At 67.2% G+C, this 18323-nt stretch carries 14 protein-coding genes; 12 read left to right on the top strand and 2 right to left on the bottom strand.

Annotated features, from left to right (window positions below; genetic code table 11):
- Positions 1-6: 6 nt before the first annotated feature.
- Entirely contained in the window at positions 7-5370 is a 5364-nt protein-coding gene (locus tag AC1DOP_RS09060; protein ID WP_477250809.1) for an Hpt domain-containing protein, read from the top strand.
- 43 nt (positions 5371-5413) lie between these two features.
- On the opposite strand, the gene AC1DOP_RS09055 is transcribed toward AC1DOP_RS09060, so the two are convergent.
- Positions 5414-6844, bottom strand: coding sequence for a cryptochrome/photolyase family protein (locus tag AC1DOP_RS09055; RefSeq protein ID WP_441934685.1), 1431 nt, complete (start codon positions 6842-6844; stop codon positions 5414-5416).
- 223 nt (positions 6845-7067) lie between these two features.
- Between AC1DOP_RS09055 and AC1DOP_RS09050 the strand changes: the two genes are divergently transcribed.
- The 6 genes from AC1DOP_RS09050 to AC1DOP_RS09025 are packed head-to-tail and all read left to right on the top strand — an operon-like array spanning position 7068 to position 11629.
- The gene (locus AC1DOP_RS09050) at positions 7068-7682 is read left to right on the top strand and encodes a YqgE/AlgH family protein (RefSeq protein ID WP_441934838.1); all 615 of its coding nucleotides are present in this window, start codon (positions 7068-7070) and stop codon (positions 7680-7682) included.
- 30 nt (positions 7683-7712) lie between these two features.
- A complete protein-coding gene (ruvX, locus tag AC1DOP_RS09045) occupies positions 7713-8108 on the top strand; it encodes a Holliday junction resolvase RuvX (RefSeq protein ID WP_441934686.1) in 396 nt (131 codons plus the stop codon).
- Positions 8092-8616 carry a bifunctional pyr operon transcriptional regulator/uracil phosphoribosyltransferase PyrR gene (gene pyrR / locus AC1DOP_RS09040; protein WP_441934687.1) on the top strand — a complete coding sequence of 175 codons (525 nt, stop codon included), beginning with the start codon at positions 8092-8094 and terminating at the stop codon, positions 8614-8616. Before ruvX ends, pyrR begins: the two co-directional genes overlap by 17 nt.
- Positions 8609-9574, top strand: a complete 966-nt coding sequence (locus AC1DOP_RS09035) for an aspartate carbamoyltransferase catalytic subunit (RefSeq protein WP_441934688.1) — start codon at positions 8609-8611, stop codon at positions 9572-9574. Before pyrR ends, AC1DOP_RS09035 begins: the two co-directional genes overlap by 8 nt.
- 8 nt (positions 9575-9582) lie before the next feature.
- The gene (locus AC1DOP_RS09030) at positions 9583-10866 is read left to right on the top strand and encodes a dihydroorotase (protein ID WP_441934689.1); all 1284 of its coding nucleotides are present in this window, start codon (positions 9583-9585) and stop codon (positions 10864-10866) included.
- A 16-nt stretch (positions 10867-10882) separates the two neighbouring features.
- The gene (locus tag AC1DOP_RS09025; protein WP_441934690.1) at positions 10883-11629 is read left to right on the top strand and encodes a lysophospholipid acyltransferase family protein; all 747 of its coding nucleotides are present in this window, start codon (positions 10883-10885) and stop codon (positions 11627-11629) included.
- A gap of 49 nt (positions 11630-11678) precedes the next feature.
- Here the strand turns inward: AC1DOP_RS09025 and AC1DOP_RS09020 are convergent, their stop codons facing one another.
- Entirely contained in the window at positions 11679-12530 is an 852-nt protein-coding gene (locus AC1DOP_RS09020) for a symmetrical bis(5'-nucleosyl)-tetraphosphatase (RefSeq protein ID WP_441934839.1), read from the bottom strand.
- A gap of 304 nt (positions 12531-12834) precedes the next feature.
- Here AC1DOP_RS09020 and AC1DOP_RS09015 point away from each other — a divergent pair, with 304 nt between their 5' ends.
- The 5 genes from AC1DOP_RS09015 (at position 12835) to waaA (ending at position 18236) form a co-directional block, all read left to right on the top strand.
- The gene (locus AC1DOP_RS09015) at positions 12835-13929 is read left to right on the top strand and encodes an MraY family glycosyltransferase (RefSeq protein WP_441934691.1); all 1095 of its coding nucleotides are present in this window, start codon (positions 12835-12837) and stop codon (positions 13927-13929) included.
- An 86-nt stretch (positions 13930-14015) separates the two neighbouring features.
- Positions 14016-14345 (top strand): H-NS histone family protein, encoded by a 330-nt coding sequence (locus AC1DOP_RS09010; RefSeq protein WP_441934840.1) that lies wholly within the window; start codon positions 14016-14018, stop codon positions 14343-14345.
- A 230-nt stretch (positions 14346-14575) separates the two neighbouring features.
- A complete protein-coding gene (locus tag AC1DOP_RS09005; protein WP_441934692.1) occupies positions 14576-15958 on the top strand; it encodes a phosphomannomutase/phosphoglucomutase in 1383 nt (460 codons plus the stop codon).
- Positions 15959-15969: 11 nt separating this feature from the next.
- On the top strand, positions 15970-16953 hold the full coding sequence (gene waaC, locus AC1DOP_RS09000) for a lipopolysaccharide heptosyltransferase I (RefSeq protein WP_477250808.1): 984 nt from the start codon (positions 15970-15972) through the stop codon (positions 16951-16953).
- Positions 16950-18236, top strand: coding sequence for a lipid IV(A) 3-deoxy-D-manno-octulosonic acid transferase (waaA, locus tag AC1DOP_RS08995; protein WP_477250807.1), 1287 nt, complete (start codon positions 16950-16952; stop codon positions 18234-18236). The genes waaC and waaA overlap by 4 nt, the downstream gene beginning before the upstream one ends.
- Positions 18237-18323 lie beyond the last annotated feature (87 nt).

Here is an 18323-nt window from a genome sequence, read left to right as displayed (position 1 = left end):
CAATCCATGACCCACTCTTCGTCCCTGCCTTCGATCCAGTCCACGTCCATGGCCCCGTTCGATACCGATCCCCTGTCCTGGGTGATCGGCGAGATCCGCGACGCCCTCGAGCGTTCGGCCAAGGCGCTGCAGGATGCGGCGGGACGCAGCGCGGAAGCCCAGCCGACCCTGCTGCTGCACGCCAAGACCCACCTGCACCAGGCCCACGGCGCGCTGCAGATGGTGGACGTCGAGGGCGTCGACCGCATCACCGGCGCCGCCGAGAAGGCGCTCGACCGCTTCAAGGACGGGTCGCTGGCGGTGAACGACGAACACGCGGCGGTGGTGGCGCAGGCCTACCAGGCGCTGGTGGAGTACCTGGAAGAGCTGCTGGCCGGCGCCGGCATGATCCGTCAGCAGCCGGTGCGCCTGTTCCCCTATTACCGCGCGCTGCAGGAACTGCTGGGCTCCGAGCGCGTGCATCCGGGCGAGATGCTGGCGCTGGATCCGGGCGTGGCCCTGCCGTTGCCAGGCGGTGGTGACGAGGCGCCCGACCTGGCGGCCTGCCGCGCGCGTTTCGAGAAGGCGCTGCTGCCTTTCCTGAAGAGCGGCAGCCTGGATGCCGCAGGCGAAATGCGCGAGGCCCTGGCGCCGATCGCAGGCGCCCAGCGCGAAGCGCGTCCCCATGCCTTCTGGCTGGCGATGCAGAGCGTCGCCGACCTGGCCGCCCGCGGGCAGCTGACTGCCGACATCTATCTGAAGCAGCTGCTCGGCCAGATCAACCTGCAGCTGCGGCGCCTGGTGCAAGGCCACACCAGCCTGCCGGAAGCGATGCTGCGCGACGCCCTGTTCTTCATCGCCCAGGCGGCCGAGCCCACCGAGGATGCTCGCCGGCTGCGCGATGCCTACGGCCTGGAAGGCCAGGTGCCGCATGATTACCTGGAACGCCGCTACGGCCGCATCGACCGCGAAGCGCTGAAGGATGCGAAAGAGGCGCTGGCCCAGACCAAGGAAGGCTGGGACCGCATCGCCGGCGAGGGCGCGCCCGGGCAGGAAGCCGGCTTCGACGCCGCCCTGTCCAGACTGGCCGGCGCCAGCGAGAAGTTGGGCGCTCCGCCGCTGGCGCAGCTGCTGCGCGAACTGGGCCAGGCCGCGCGCCAGGCCATGAGCGGCGGGCGCAGCGACCAGTTCAGCATGGAGATGGCGACGGCGATGCTGTTCGTCGAGCACGGACTCGACCAGGTGCGCCAGCTGCCCGAGGATTTCGACCAGCATGCCGAAGCCGTCGGCCAGCGCCTGCTGGCGCTGGCACAGGGCGAAACCCCGCCCGAAGCGCCGGTCTGGCAGGGCGAACTGGCGCGCGAGCTGCAGCAGGGCCAGACCGTGGCCGTCCTGGCGGGCGAGATCCGCACCGGCCTGCGCCAGGTCGAGAAGCTGATCGACGAATACTACGAAGACCCGGCCCGCTTGGACGCATTGGAGCAGGCCGACCCGCTGCTGCACCAGCTGGCCGGCGCCTTGTCCATCCTCGACCAGGACCAGGCCACCCAGACCATTGGCCACGTACGCGAACGCGTGCGCGAGCTGGCCGCCGGCGGCATCGATGACGCGGCCCGCAAGCAGGTCCTGGAAAACCTGGCCCAGAACGTGGGCGCGCTCGGCTTCTTCATCGACGCGCTGGCCCAGAATCCCGAGGGCGCGCGCCAGCGCTTCCGCTTCGACGCCGGCGAGCAGCTGTTCCGCGAACAGCCCTTCGATGCGATGGCGAAGCAGGGCGCGCCGGTTCCCGCCGCCGCTGCGGCCGGCATGCCGGCTCCCGCCGCGCCCGCGCTGGCGGCCCCCGGCACCGTGCAGGCCGATGCGGCCATCGAGGCCGAGCTGCTGGACATCTTCATCGGCGAAGCCCAGGAAGTGCTGGCCGTGGTGGCCGGGACGCTGCCGGCCGCGCACGCCAGTCCGGACAGTCAGGAAACCCTGACCCGCCTGCGCCGCTCCTTCCACACGCTGAAGGGCAGCGGCCGCATGGTGGGCCTAGAGCAGTTCGCGCATGCCGCCGCCGCCATCGAAAAAGTCATGAACCTGTGGCTGGCCGAATCGCGCGCCGCCACGCCGGATCTCTTGGGGCTGCTGGACCACGCGCATGCCGAGCTGTCCGCCTGGGTGGCCGAGCTGGCCGCGGGTGCACAGCCGGCGCGCAGCGGCGAAGCGCTGGCCGAGGCCGCGGCGCGGGTGCAGGAGGGCGGGACCTTCGCGCTGGAACAGCCGGAGCAGCCTGCCGCCGAGCCGGCCGTGGAGGCGACTCCGGGCGCGTCCCATGCCGAAGAAGCCGCGCTGCCGCAGAACGTGCTCGCCTTCCCGCTGGCCGAAGAGAACATCAAGCGCATCGCCGGGCTCGAGATCCCGCTGCCGCTGTATAACATCTACCTGGGCGAGACCGAGGAATTGATCGCTACGCTGGCGCGCGACTTCGCCGAATGGCGCGAAGAGCCGCTGCGCGCGGTGTCGGCGCAGGCCCTGAAGGCCGCGCACACGCTGGGCGGCACCTCGGCCACGGTCGGCTTCCATGCGCTGCGAGAGATCGCCTTCGCGCTGGAAGAGGCGCTGCAGGTGGCGACGCCGCCGCTGGGCGAAGAGCAGTTCCAGCTGATCGAGGAAACCGTGGAGCGCGTGCGCATCATGCGCCAGGTGTTCTCGCTCGGCGAGCTGGCGCCGCCGCAGCCGGAACTGCTGGCGCGCCTGGAGCTCATGCGCGACGAGCTCGGACGCAGGAAGGCCGACAGCGTGTTCGACGGCGCCGACGAGGAGCTGGCGCAGCGCCTGGACGCGCTGTTCGCCGCCACCTACGACAGCATCCTGGCCGATCCGCCGCTGCCGGCCGGTCCGCTGCCGGTGCCGCAGTCCGACATGCCGGCGCCCGTGCCGCAGGCGGCCGAGCAGCCGCCGGTCGACCCTGTCGTGGCCGCCGTCGACGACCTGTTCGACAGCTATTTCGACGACCCGTTTGCCGCGCCCAGCCTGGAGCAGGCCGTGGCGCCTGCGCCCGAGCCCGAGCCGCAGCCCGAAACCGAACCGGCATTCGACAGCGCCGTCCTCGACGACGAATTCCCGGCCGCCGAACCGGAAGCCATCGCGCTCGATGCCGACGCCGAGGAGGCCGCGCCGGAACCGGTGCTGGCTACCGAGCCCGTCTTCACCGACGAGCTCGACCCCGACCTGCTGCCGGTCTTCATGGAAGAGGCGGCCGACCTGCTACCGCAGATCGGCAAGGACCTGCGCCAGTGGCAGCAGGACCCGGCCGCCAACGCGGTGGCGCACGGCCTGCTGCGCGCCCTGCACACGGTGAAGGGCAGCGCCCGCATGGCCGGCGCGATGCGCCTGGGCCAGCACACGCATGCGCTGGAAACCCAGGTCGAGAACATGCTGCACGCCGGCACCACCAGCCCGGCGGCCTTCGACGAACTGCTGGCCAACTACGACCAGGCCGTGCTGTTGTTCGAACAGCTGCAGCAGCCGGCGGCGGAGCCTGTGGAGTCCGCCGAAGCAACGGCAGCCCCGCAGGCGCCGGCCGCCGCGCCGTCCCAGAACCGCCGCCAGGACGACGTGCGCGCGCCGCTGGTGCGGGTGCGCGCCGACATCCTCGACCGCCTGGTCAACCAGGCCGGCGAAGTGTCGATCACGCGTTCCAAGCTGGAGACCCAGGTCGGCTCGCTGAAGTCGGCGCTGGCCGATTTTTCGGACAACCTGGGACGCCTGCGCCGCCAGTTGCGCGAGGTCGAGATGCAGGCCGAATCGCAGATCGCGTCGCGCCTGTCGATCGCCGGCGAGCGCGAATTCGATCCGCTCGAATTCGACCGCTTCACGCGCCTGCAGGAACTGACCCGCATGATGGCCGAGAGCGTCAACGACGTGGCCTCCTTCCATGAAGGCCTGAGCCGCACGGTGGACGCCGCCGTCGACGACCTGGGCGCGCAGTCGCGCCTGACGCGCGAGCTGCAGCGCGACCTGATGCGGGTGCGGATGGTGCCCTTCGCCAGCCTGTCCGAGCGCCTGTTCCGGGTCGCGCGCCAGACCGCCAAGGAGACCGACAAGCGCGTCAACCTGGATATCCGCGGCGGCGCGGTCGAGATCGACCGCAGCGTGCTGGAAAGGATGGCGGCGCCCTTCGAACACCTGCTGCGCAACGCCATCGTGCACGGCATCGAGCCGCGCGCGCGCCGCGTCGACGGTGGCAAGGAAGAAACCGGCGAGCTGCTAGTGCAGGTCAGCCAGCAGGGCAACGAGGTGCAAATCCGCTTCGCCGACGACGGCGCCGGCCTGGACCTGGCGCGCATCCGCGCCAAGGCCGAATCCAGCGGCCTGCTCGGCGCCGGCGAGGCGCTGTCCGACCTCGAGGTGGCGGACCTGATCTTCGAACCGGGCTTCTCGACCGCGGACACGCTGACGGAGCTGGCCGGCCGCGGGGTCGGCATGGATGTGGTGCGCTCCGAAGCGCGCGCCCTGGGCGGCCGGGTCGAGGTCGACAGCGAGGCCGGAAAGGGCGCCGCCTTCACCATCCACCTGCCGCTGACCCTGGCCGTCAACCAGGTCGTGCTGGTGGCCAGCGGTCCCAGGACCTATGCGCTGCCGGCCAACCTGGTCGGGATGGTAGCGCAGGTGCGCGAGGCCGAGCTGCATGCCGCGCGCGCGGCCGGCGCCATCCAGGTGCAGGGCGAGGCGGTGCCGCTGCGCTACCTGCCGGAGCTGCTGAACGAGCCGGGCGGCGCCGCCGCACAGCGTTCCGTGCCGGTGCTGGTGCTGGGCGCCGGCGCCCACCGCCTGGCGCTGCAGGTCGACGAAGTGCTGGGCAACCGCGAGGTGGTGATCAAGAACGTCGGTCCGCAGCTGGCGCGCATGCCGGGCGTCGCCGGCGCCACCGTGCTGGGCTCGGGCGAGATCGTGCTGATCCTGAACCCGCTGCTGCTGCCCGACCACGGCCAGGACCATGCCCACGCGCAGCCGGAGACGGCCGCGCTGCCGGCGCACCGCGCCACCATCATGGTGGTCGACGATTCGCTGACCGTGCGCCGCGTGACCCAGCGCCTGCTGGAGCGCGAAGGCTACCGCGTGCTGCTGGCCAAGGATGGCGTCGAGGCGCTCGAACAGGTGCAGGCACCTGACACCCGCCCGGACCTGATGCTGGTCGATATCGAGATGCCGCGCATGGACGGCTTCGACCTGACCCGCAACGTGCGCGGCAACGACGCCACGCAAGGCATCCCGATCATCATGATCACCTCGCGCACGGCCGACAAGCACCGCAACTATGCGCTCGGCCTGGGCGTGAATGCCTACTTCGGCAAGCCCTTCCAGGAAGACGCGCTGCTGGCCGCGATCGAGGGCCTGCTGGCGTAGGGTTGGCGCGACGCCTGCTCATCGTGGGCACGGCGTGCCCACCCTAGGTCTTCAGCACGCCGAAGCGCGCCAGCGTGCGTTCGCGCGCCTGTTCGTGGTCGACGATGGGATGCGGATAATCCCGTCCCAGCACCAGGCCGGCGCGCTCCAGCAGCGCCGGCCTGGCCAGCCAGGGCGCGTGGATCGCCGTCCTGTCGAGTCCGGCCAGCTGGGGCAGCCAGCGGCGGATGAAGGCGCCGTCCGGATCGAAGCGCTTCGACTGCGTGACCGGATTGAAGATGCGGAACCAGGGCTGGGCATCGCAGCCGGTCGATGCCGCCCACTGCCAGCCGCCGTTGTTGGACGCCAGCTCGTAGTCGTTCAGGTGCTGCGCGAAATAGCGCTCGCCGTGTACCCATGAAATGCCGAGGTCCTTGGTCAGGAAGCTGGCCGTCACCATGCGCAGGCGGTTGTGCATGAAGCCGCTGCGGTTCAGCTGCGCCATCGCCGCATCCACCAGCGGATAGCCGGTGCGGCCCTCGCACCAGGCGGCGAAGGCGGCGTCGGCTTCAAGACCTTCTTCCCAGCGCAAGCTGTCGAAAGCCGCCTTGAAGGAGTGCGTCACCACGCGCGGATGGCGCTGCAGGATCGCCATGTAGAATTCGCGCCAGATCAGCTCCGACAGCCAGGTACCGGCACCAATGCCGCTCCGTTCCCGCAGCAGGCGCACCAGGGCGCGGACCGACAGCGTGCCGAAGCGCAGGTGCACCGACAGGCGCGAGGTGCTGTCGAGGGCGGGAAAGTCGCGGTCGGTGTGGTAGCCGTCGATGCGTTGCAGGAAGGCGTCCAGCAGCGCTTGCGCGCCGGAGATGCCGGTCGGGACGACGGGATCGGCATGCGGCGTGAAGCCGAGCTCGCCCAGAGTGGGCAGGGCATGTCCTGCGGGTGCGGGCGCCAGTGTGCCGGCCCAGGGCGCGGTCTCCCAGGCATCGGCCGCTTCCGGATGGGCGGCCAGCCGTTTTAGCCAGGCATTCTTGTACGGCGTGAAGACCGAGAAGGGGCCGCCGGCCTGGGTCAGCACCTCGTCCTGCTCGAAGATCACCTGGTCCTTGAAGGTCTGCAGGCTGCGGCCGGCTTCGCGCAGGCGTTGCTGGACCTCGCCGTCGCGCGCCAGCGCCTGCGGTTCGTGGTCGCGGTTGGCGAATACCGACTCCACGTCCAGCTCGGCAGCCAGGCGGACGATCTCGTCTGCGGCGCGCCCCTGTCGCACGATCAGGTAAGCTCCCCATGCACGCAGGCGGGCGTCGAGTTCGCTCAGGCTGGCATGGATGAACTGCACGCGGCGGTCGTCGCGCGGCAGGCCGGCCAGGATGTCGGTGTCGAACACGAAGGCACAGAACACACGATCCGACGATCTCAGCGCATGGTGCAGCGCAGCATGGTCCTCGACCCGCAGGTCACGCCGGAACCAGACCAGAGAGTTTCTTAGAGTCATCTTTTGTGTGCGGAGTCAAGGTAAAGGGCAATTTTACTGTCTACCATTCTTTCGACCTGGAGGGGCGTCCGAACGTGCCTTCATGGCCGCGTAAGCAAATGGGTGTAAACTAGCGAAAAACCCAAGCTTAGCGTGTGGACCACCAGCGGTCGGAGAGAGTGAGCCAACAGAGAGTATGAGTATGAAGAAAAGTAAGGTCGGCAAGCCTCTAATCATGCCCGGAATGCCGCAGGAGGCTCCCGAGCGCCTGATGCAACCGGTTTCGGTCCAGTCCGAGCTGAACCTGGCTAATCATTTCCTGATCGCCATGCCGTCGATGAATGACCCGATCTTCGGCGGCACGGTCGTCTATATCTGCGAACACAACGACAAGGGTGTCCTCGGCGTCGTCATCAACAAGCCGACCGACATGACCATGGACGTGCTGTTCGACCGCATCGACCTCAAGGTCACCGACACCCTGCGCCCCAACGTGGTCGACGAACCCATCATGTTCGGCGGCCCGGTGCAGGACGACCGCGGCTTCGTGCTGCATTCGCCGGGCGGCCGTTATTCGTCCTCGCTCAGCGTCACCGACGATGTCGCCTTCACCACCTCGATCGACGTACTGGAAGCCGTCGCCAACGGCACCGGGCCGCAGCGCATGCTGGTCTCGATCGGCTATGCCGGCTGGAGCCCGGGCCAGCTGGAAGAGGAAATCGCCCGCAACGGCTGGCTCACCGTGGGCGCCGACGCCCGCGTGCTGTTCGACCTGCCGATCGAGGAGCGCTATGTCGCCGCGATCAAGCTGCTGGGCATCGACCCGCTGATGCTCGCATCGGAAGCCGGCCATGCATAAAGGGATCCGGAAGGGGATCGTGTCCCTGTAATGGTAGAGATCGTTTTCGGATTCGACTTCGGCGTGAAGCGCATCGGCATCGCGATGGGCAACACGCTGACTGGACAGGCACAGCCCTTGTCCGTCATCAAGGCCATCGACAACGCAACCCGTTTCAAGGTCATCGGCGAACTCATCGAGCAATGGAAGCCGGCGCTTCTCGTCGTCGGCGAGCCGCGCCATCCCGACGGCGCCGAGCACGAGATGACCCAGCGTTCGCGCCGCTTCGCCAACCAGCTGCACGGCCGTTTCAAGCTGCCCGTCGAGCTGGTCGACGAACGCTACTCGTCGGCCGTGATCCCCGCCAAGCGCGGCGAGATCATCGACGCCAAGGCCGCCGCCATCATTTTGCAACAATACTTTGACGACCATGCCAACAACTATTGAAACTCCGGACTTCGATGCGGAGGCCCTGTACCGGACCCTGCTCGAGCAGCTGCGCGCCGGGCTTGCCGGCCTGCCCGATGCCGCCATCGTCGGCATCCATTCGGGCGGCGCCTGGCTGGCCGAACGGCTCGCCGCCGACCTCGGCCTGCAAAACCGCCTGGGCTTCATCGACGTCTCGTTCTACCGCGACGACTATGCGAAGAAGGGCCTGCACCCGGACGTGAAGCCGACCCGCATCGACTTCAATGTCGACGGCGCGGCCATCGTGCTGGTCGACGACGTCCTGTACACCGGCCGCACGGTGCGCGCCGCGATCAACGTGCTGTTCGACTACGGCCGCCCGCAGCGCATCATGCTGGCGGCGCTGGCCGACCGTGGTGGCCGCGAGTTGCCGGTCGCCGCCGATTTCGTCGGCTCCCACGCCACGCTCCAAGCCGGCCAGTCGCTGTCCCTGTCGCGCGACGCCGCCGGCCAACTCTCGCTCACGATCGAAGACGACAATGCATAACCCGCAACTCAACAAGAACGGCGAGCTGCAGCACCTTCTCACCATCGAAGGCCTGCCCAAGTCCATCATCAACCACATCCTCGATACCGCATCGAGCTTCGTGAGCATCTCCGACCGCGAGGTCAAGAAGGTGCCTCTCATGCGCGGCAAGAGCGTGTTCAACCTGTTCTTCGAGAACTCGACCCGCACCCGCACCACCTTCGAGATCGCCTCGAAGCGCCTGTCGGCCGACGTCATCAACCTGAACATCGCGGCTTCCTCGACCAGCAAGGGCGAGTCCCTGCTCGACACCATCGACAACCTGGCGGCCATGCATGCCGACATGTTCGTGGTGCGCCACTCGCAGTCCGGCGCGCCCTACCTGATCGCCAAGCACCTGAACGACACCAGGCAGAACCACGTGCACGTGGTGAACGCCGGCGACGGGCGCCATGCGCACCCGACCCAGGGCCTGCTCGACATGTACACCATCCGCCACTATAAAAAGGACTTCACCAACCTGCGGGTGGCGATCGTCGGCGACATCCTGCACAGCCGGGTGGCGCGTTCGGACATCCACGCGCTGACCACGCTGGGCGTGCCGGAAGTGCGCGCCATCGGTCCGCACACCCTGCTGCCGGGCGGCCTGGAACAGATGGGCGTGCGCGTCTTCACGAACATCGAAGAAGGCCTGAAGGACGTCGACGTGATCATCATGCTGCGCCTGCAGAATGAACGCATGTCGGGCGCGCTGCTGCCTTCGGCCGGCGAATACTTCAAGAGCTACGGCCTGACCCCGGAACGCCTGGCGCTGGCCAAGCCGGACGCGATCGTGATGCACCCGGGCCCCATCAACCGCGGCGTCGAGATCGATTCCAGGGTGGCGGACGGCGCGCAGGCGGTGATCCTGCCGCAGGTGACGTTCGGCATCGCCACGCGCATGGCGGTGATGAGCATTCTGGCAGGTACTCACGGATGAACTCGGGCATGAAACTACATATCAAGAACGGCCGGGTGATCGACCCGGCAAACGGCATCGACGCCGTACAGGACCTTTTCATCGCTGACGGCAAGATCGCCGCCGTGGGCAGCGCGCCGGAAGGCTTTGCCGCCGAGCGCACCATCGACGCCGGCGGCCTGGTGGTGGCGCCCGGCCTGGTGGACCTGTCCGCGCGCCTGCGCGAGCCGGGCTACGAATACAAGGCGACGCTGGAATCGGAAATGCAGGCGGCGGTGCAGGGCGGCGTGACCACCCTGGTCTGCCCGCCGGACACCGACCCGGTGCTCGACGAGCCAGGCCTGGTCGAGATGCTCAAGCACCGCGCGCGCATCCTGAACCAGGCCAATGTGCATCCGCTCGGCGCGCTGACCGTCGGCCTGAAGGGCAAGGCCCTGACCGAGATGGCCGAGCTGACCGAGGCCGGCTGCATCGGCTTTGCCCAGGCCGAGGAGCCGATCGAGGACACCACGGTGCTGCTGCGCGCCCTGCAGTACGCCAAGACCTTCGACTACACGGTCTGGCTGCGTCCGCAGGACCCGCACATCGGCCGCGGCGGCATCGCCCACGCCGGCCCGCTGGCCTCGCGCATGGGCCTGTCCGGCGTGCCGGTGATGTCCGAGACCATCGCCCTGCACACCATCTTCGAACTGATGCGCGCGACCGGCGCACGCGTGCACCTGTGCCGCATCTCGTCCGCCGCGGCGCTGGACCTGATCCGCGCGGCCAAGCGGGAAGGCCTGCCGGTCACCTGCGACGTCGGCGTGCACCACCTGCACATGACCGATGCCGACATCGGCTTCTTCGACCCGAACGCGCGCCTGACCCCGCCGCTGCGCAGCCAGCGCGACCGCGAGGCGATCCGCGCCGCACTGCTGGACGGCACCATCGATGCCGTCTGCTCCGACCACACCCCGGTCGACGACGACGAGAAGCTGCTGCCCTTCGCCGAAGCCTCGCCCGGCGCCACCGGCCTGGAACTGCTGCTGTCGCTGATGCTGAAGTGGGCCGAAGACCAGCACGGCCAGGCCGATGCGCTGCCCCGGGCGATCCGCAAGATCACCGCCGATCCGGCGCGCACGGCCGGCCTGTCGGCGGGCACGCTGTCGGTCGGCGCCAGCGCCGACGTGGTGCTGTTCGATCCGCAGGCGCGCTGGCTGGTTGCGCCGTCGGCGCTGGCCAGCCAGGGCAAGCACACGCCTTTCCTCGGCTACGAGCTCTCCGGCCAGGTAAAGGCGACCGTCGTCGCCGGCCACCTTGCCTGGGAGCGTTGAGCAGCGCCCCCACGGTGTGAAGATCCGGCTCGCGTGGCGCCTCGCGCGCATCGTACTCCATCTGTTGCAAGGCCTGGTTACCTGCGCGCTGGTGTTCCCCTGGGCCGGCGCGCCGCTGCGCGAGCGCCTGGTACGGCACTGGTCGGCGCGCCTGCTGGGCATCTGCCGGGTGGAGCTCGAGCGGGGCGGAGAGGGCATGCCGCTGCAGCACGCGCTGATCGTGTCGAACCACATCTCCTGGCTCGACATCTTCGTCATCAATTCCCTGCACCCCTGCCGCTTCGTGGCCAAGGCCGAGATCCGCGCCTGGCCGGTGGTCGGCTGGCTGGTCGCGCAGGCCGGCACCGTGTTCATCGCGCGCGGCAACCGGCGCGACCTGCGCCACATCTTCAAGGGACTGGTGGACGCGCTGGCCCAGCACCAGAGGGTGGCCTTCTTCCCGGAAGGGACCACGGCCAGCCAGGGCAGCCTGCTGCCTTTCCACGCCAACCTGTTCGAAGCGGCGATCGACGCCCGGGTCCCGGTGCAGCCGGTGGCGCTGTCCTACCTCGACGCCCGCGGTGACTGGCATCCCGCCGTGGACTACACCGGTGAGACCACGTTCGTGGACAGTATCTTCCGCATCCTGGGCGGCGAGCCGGTGCGGGCGCGGGTGGCTTGCCTGGCGCCGATCGAGACGCAGGGGGCGCACCGGCGCGAGCTTGCGCGGGCGGCGCATGATGCGATTGCGGGTTCGCTTGGGGTGGCGGTAGTCGAGAAATAGAACGTCATTCCCCTTTCGCGGGGGTGACGTGCAGGAGCCAGCGAAGGCTTCATTTTTTACCGCTATGCTCCCGATACGCGGGACAATCCACCTGCAGCAAAGTCCGGTCATCCAGGCACACCGCAGTCAGCTTCCCACCCCACACGCAACCGCTGTCCAGGCCCACCAGATTCGGACGCAGCACCAGGCCCAGCGCCGACCAGTGGCCGAACACCACGGTGACGTCGGCGGTGCGGCGGCCCGGCACGTCGAACCAGGGCAGCAGGTCCGAACCGTCCGGTCCCTTGTCGCTTTCCTTGTGCTGGAAGTCCATGCGGCCGCTTGGGTCGCACAGGCGCATGCGGGTGAGGGCGTTGACGATGCAGCGCAGGCGGTCGATGCCGGTCAGCGCCTCGTCCCAGCGGTCCGGTTCGTTGCCATACATTTGCGCCAGGAAGTCGGTCCAGCCGTCGCCGCGCAGCACCGCCTCGACCTCGGCCGCCAGCCGCATGGTCTGCTCCGCAGTCCATTGCGGCGGCACGCCGGCGTGGACCAGCAAATGCGCATCGACGAACATCGCCAGTGGGCGCCGGCGCAGCCAGGCGATCAGTTCGTCGCGGTCGGGCGCGGCCAGGATCTCGTCCAGGGTATCCGAGCGGCTGGTCTTCTGGACTCCGGCCGCCACCGCCAGCAGGTGCAGGTCGTGGTTGCCGAGCAGGGCTTCGACCCGGCCGCCGCTGGCTTCGGACAGCGTCTTCATGCGCCGCAGCGCAGTCAGCGATTCCGGACCGCGGTTGATCAGGTCGCCGACGAAAAGAACGCGCGCTTCCTCCATCGAGTGCGCATCGGCGGCAATACGTTCCAGCAGCAGGCCGGCTTCATGGGCGCAACCCTGCAGGTCGCCAATCACATAAGTTTTCATCATGAAGCCATACTAATGTATTTGGACGAATTGATGCAGGGCCGTCATGAGTTCATTTCTAAATGTAACTAGTCGACCGCTGCCTGGCGGTGCCGGGGAAAATACCGATCTCCGTCAATCGGAACAGGACATGCGCGCGTAAACTGCTCGGTTCCGGGACGCTTCGCTTAATCCAGTACAATGGCGTTTTGCCGCAGCCTGCATCGAATAGGTGTAAGGAAGCGGAAGCCAGCACAATATTCGGGCCCGGTGCGCGGCTTGCATGCGGATTGCCTGGTCGGCTATTGCATTTGAAGAATAATAAATGTTTTCATTCCTTGTGAGCTTTGTCTCCTCTGCACTGCTGACCCTGCTGGTCATCAAGCATTCGAAATTGCATGGACCTGCGCTCGACAACAATTTCAGCGGTGTCCAGAAGGTCCATTTGCACGACGTGGCGAGGATCGGCGGCCTGCCGATTTTCCTGGCGGTTGCCATCAGTGCGGGCATTTCGGTATGGCGCCAGCCCTCCCTCGGTTATTGGCTGCTGGCGCTGCTGGTGTGCTCCTCGATCGCCTTCGCCGGCGGAATCGTCGAAGACTATACCGGCAAGGTGAGGCCGTCGCGGCGACTGGTATTAACCATGATCGCGGCCCTGTTCGGATATCTGGTACTGGACGCGAAAATCGCGCGGCTGGATATGCCGTTCATGAGCTGGAGTCTGCTCTCGCCATGGATCGTGCTGCCGCTGACGGTGCTGGCGGTGGCCGGGATCGCGAATGCGGTGAATATCATCGACGGCTTCAATGGCTTGGCCAGCGTGGTCACGATATTCATGCTGGTATCGCTGGCGTATGTCGCCATGCAGGTGGGCGACATGTTCATCGTGGTGGCGGCGCTGACGGTGGCCGGCGCGACCGCGGGTTTCCTCATCTGGAATTATCCGGTCGGCCTGATCTTCCTCGGTGACGGCGGCGCCTACTTCATCGGTTTCATGCTGGGCGAACTGGCCCTGCTGCTGGTGATGCGCAATCCCTCGGTGTCGACCTGGTATGCGGCGTTACTGTTGATTTATCCGGCTTTCGAAACCCTGTTTTCTGCCTATAGGCGCATGTTTGTACGGGGAAAATCTCCCGCAATGCCAGACGGTATTCACCTGCATAGCCTGATTTTCCGGCGCATCGTTCAATGGACGGTCGGTCGCAAGGAAGCGCGCGCACTCATGAAAAGAAACGCCCGTACTTCTCCTTACCTGTGGCTGTTTTCATTGACTGCGGTTATTCCGGCAACCGTGTTCTGGCGGAATACAGGCGCCCTGATATTCTTCTGTTTGTTGTTCATTATCAGTTACGTTTGGTTGTACGCGCGTATTGTTCGATTCAAGTCCCCGCGCTGGCTGATTTGGAACAAAAAGAACTAACAGATTATTGCAAATGGTGTATATTGCGACAATTGGTGAGATTTCGATAAAATCTGTTTCAACTTAACATTGATAAAGGAACGATGATGGATCTGTCTAATATGTCCTTGGGCGATTTGCGTAACCTGCAGGAGCAGATCAAGCAGGAAATGAAACAGCGTGAACAGCAGGAAGTACAAAAAGCTCGCGAACAGATCATTGCGATCGCGCAAAGCGTTGGCGTTCCCCTGAAAGACCTGATCGCCACTGGTGGCCGCGGCGCCAAGGCCGGCGCCAAATCGGGTACGGGCTCGGTCGCCGTTCGTTATCGTAATCCGGACAATGAATCCCAGCAGTGGACCGGCCGTGGCCGTCAGCCGAAATGGGTGAAGGAATGGGTCGAAGGCGGTAAATCGCTGGACAAACTGCGCGTCTGATCCGAATCCCGCGCTCGCCGCCGCCTGATCAGCGGCGGCGGATTTCCGGCATCGATTCCGATTGCCGATCATTTCTGCCGTATCCCCGCATTACACCTCCCGCATTACATCTCCCGCTTTACACTCCCCGCGTTACACTTCCGATTTGCCGCCGCACGCCAGGGACGCATCGTTCCCAAGCCTCGTGCTTGCCATTACAATGAAGCTCTTTTTCCATCAAGGTATAGGCAATGGTCCCTCTCTCGAAAACGATCTTCAAGGCATACGACATCCGCGGCGTGCTCGATAGCACGCTCGACGCAGGCATCGCAAGGAAGATCGGGCAGGCCTTCGGCGCGGCAGCGCTGGCCAAGGGAGAGCGCAAGGTCGTGATCGGCCGCGACGGCCGCCTGTCCGGCCCCGCATTGGCGGCGGCATTGGCCGAGGGCCTGCGCGAAGCGGGCGTCGACGTGATCGACCTCGGCATGGTCGCCACGCCGATGGTGTACTTCGCCACCAATGTGCTGGACGCGCACAGCGGCATCATGGTCACCGGCAGCCACAACCCGCCGGATTACAACGGCTTCAAGATGGTGCTGGCCGGCGAAGCCATCTACGGCGACGCCATCCAGGCCCTCTACCAGTCCATCGAGCGCGGCGATTTCAAGCCGGCACCAAGCCAGGGTGCCTATGCCACCCACGATATCAAGGATGAATACATCCAGCGCATCGCCGGCGACGTCAAGATCGCCCGTCCGATCAAGATCGCGGTCGATGCCGGCAACGGCGTGGCCGGCGCCTTCGTCGGCGAGCTGTATCGCGCGATGGGCTGCGAGGTGACGGAACTGTTCTGCGAGGTCGACGGCCACTTCCCGAACCACCATCCGGACCCGGCGCATCCGGAAAACCTGGAAGACCTGATCGCCGCGGTGCGCGACGGCGACGCCGAGATCGGCCTGGCCTTCGACGGCGACGGCGACCGCCTCGGCGTGGTGACCAAGGATGGCCAGATCATCTTCCCGGACCGCCAGATGATGCTGTTCTCGGCCGACGTCCTGTCGCGCAACCCGGGCGCCGAGATCCTCTACGACGTCAAGTGCACGCGCCACCTCGGCCCCTGGATCGCCCAGCACGGCGGCCGCCCGCTGATGTGGAAGACCGGCCACTCGCTGGTCAAGGCCAAGCTGAAGGAAACCGGCGCCCCGCTGGGCGGCGAGATGAGCGGCCACATCTTCTGGAAGGACCGCTGGTTCGGCTTCGACGACGGCCTCTATACCGGCGCGCGCCTGCTCGAGATCCTGACCCGCTCGGCCGATCCGTCCGCCGTGCTGAACGCGCTGCCGAAGGCCAGCAGCACGCCGGAACTGCACCTGCACCTGCAGGAAGGCGAGAATTTCGCGCTGATCGAGAAGCTGCGCAAGGAGGCGCAATTCCCGGGCGCGCAGCAGGTGGTCGACATCGACGGCCTGCGCGTCGAGTATGCCGACGGCTTCGGCCTGGCGCGCGGCTCGAACACGACCCCGGTGGTGGTGCTGCGCTTCGAAGGCGAAACCCCGGAAGCCCTGGCGCGCATCCAGAAGGAATTCGCGCGCGTGATCCTGGCCGCCAAGCCCGACGCCAAACTGCCGTTCTGAGCGAGTCCAAGTTGAAGATCCTGCTGGTGCGGGTGTCGTCCCTCGGCGACGTCCTGCACAACCTGCCGATGGTGGCCGACATCCTGCGCCACCATCCGGACGCCCAGATCGACTGGGTGGTGGAAGAGGGCTATGTCAGCCTGGTGCGCCTGAACCCGCATGTGCGCAAGGTGATCCCGTTCGCGCTGCGGCGCTGGAAAAAGGGCTTGAAGGACAAGGCCGTGCGCGCCGAAGTGCGCGCCTTCTTCCGCGACCTGCGCGCGGAACAGTACGACTACGTGTTCGATACCCAAGGCCTGATCAAGACCGGCCTCGTGATGGCGGCCGCGCGCGTGGGCCGCGGCGGCCAGAAGATCGGCATGGCGAACGGCACCGAGGATTCCGGCTACGAGGGCGCCTCGCGCATCTTCCATACCCGCAGCATCCCGGTGGCGCTGCGCACCCATGCGGTCCAGCGCGGCCGCGAAATCGCCGCAGCAAGCCTCGGCTATGCGGCCGACACCCCGCCCGACTTCGGCCTGCCCGCGCCCGACCCAAGCCGGCGTCCGGACTGGATGCCGGCCGCGGATTACGCCGTGTTCTTCCATGGCACCGCGCGCGATGCCAAGAAGTGGGCGCCTGCCAACTGGATCGCGCTGGGCCAGGCGCTGGCGCCCATGACGATTCTGCTGCCCTGGGGCTCGCCGAAGGAGAAGGAAGAAGCCGAGCGCCTGGCCGCCGCGCTGCCGAATGCGCGCGTGCTGCCGAAGCTGTCGATGATGGACGCGGTCGAGCTGGCCCGCCACGCGGCGCTGGCGGTCGGCGTCGATACCGGCCTGACCCACATCGCCGCCGCTTTCGTCCGGCCGACGGTCGAGATCTACTGCGATTCGCCGCGCTGGAAGACCGAGGGCAACTGGTCGCCGCGCATCGTGAATCTCGGCGATACCGGCCGGCCGCCCTCCAGCGACGAGGTCATCGCCGCCGCGCGGCGCCTGCTGGAGCAAGCGCGATGAGACTGCTGTATTCCCTGCTGTGGTGGCTGGCGCTGCCGCTGGTGCTGGGCCGCCTGTGGTGGCGCGGACGCCGGGAGCCCGGCTACCGCCAGCACCTGGGCGAACGCCTCGGCTTCTACGGCCCCAAGCCGGGGCCCGACCGGCAGCTGAAACGCACCATTATGGTGCATGCGGTGTCGGTCGGCGAAACCCGTGCCGCCGAGCCGCTGGTCGAAGCCCTGCTGCGCGAATGGCCGGCCTGCCGCATCCTGCTGACCCACATGACGCCGACCGGGCGCGCCACCGGCAAGGCGCTGTTCGGCAAACACGGCGATCGCGTGGTCCAGTCCTTCCTGCCCTACGATACCGGCTTCATGGTCGGGCGCTTCCTGCGCCATTTCGAGCCCTCGATCTGCATCCTGATGGAGACGGAAGTGTGGCCGAACCTGGTTGCCGTCTGCGATCGCTACGAGGTGCCGGTGGCGCTGGTAAACGCCCGCCTGTCGGAGCGCTCGCTGCGGCGCGGGAAGCAGTTTGGCGGACTGATGATGGAAGCGGCGCGCGGCATCACCCTGGCCGCGGCCCAGACCGAGGCGGATGCGGCCCGCATCGCCTCGCTGGGCGCGCCCGAGGTCGCCGTCACCGGCAGCATCAAGTTCGACGTGGTGCCGCCGGAAAGCGCGCTGCAGACCGGCGCCATGCTGCGTTCGCGCTTCGTCGAGCGTCCGGTGCTGCTGTGCGCCTCGACCCGCGAAGGCGAGGAGGCGCTCATCCTCGACGCCTGGCGCGCGCTGGCCGCTGACCTGGCCAATAAGCCGCCGGGCATGCTGCTCCTGCTGGTGCCGCGCCATCCGCAGCGCTTCGACGAGGTCGCGCGCATGGTAGAGGAACGCGGCCTGAGCCTGGCGCGCAGGTCGGCCTTGCCCGAGCGCGTCGATGCCGACGTGCTGCTGGGCGATTCGATGGGCGAGATGTTCGCCTATTACGCGGCCTGCGACTGCGCCTTCATCGGCGGCAGCCTGATGCCGCTGGGCGGCCAGAACCTGATCGAAGCCTGCGCCGTCGGCAAACCGGTGTTGGTCGGCGAACACACCTTCAACTTCCTGCAGGCCACGGATGAGGCCGTCGGGGCCGGCGCGGCCCTGCGTGTGCCCGATGCCGGCGCGCTGATGAGCGAAGCCGCCCGCCTGCTGGGCGACGGCGCCGCCCGTGCGCGCATGGGCGAGCAGGCGCTGGCATTCGCCGGACGCCATCGTGGCGCGACCGCGCGCACTGTTGAACTCTTGCGACAACTTATTGCATAGCTTTTGTTACCATTCTCTTTAGCTTGGTAAACGAAAGGGGATGCACATGTTGTGGTCTAATCGTGCGCGAGCGGGCGGCAACGTGGA

This window comes from Massilia sp. 01N410, assembly GCF_056399665.1.
Note: the sequence above shows the minus strand (reverse complement) of the source record. Positions and strands in the feature narration are given on the sequence as shown.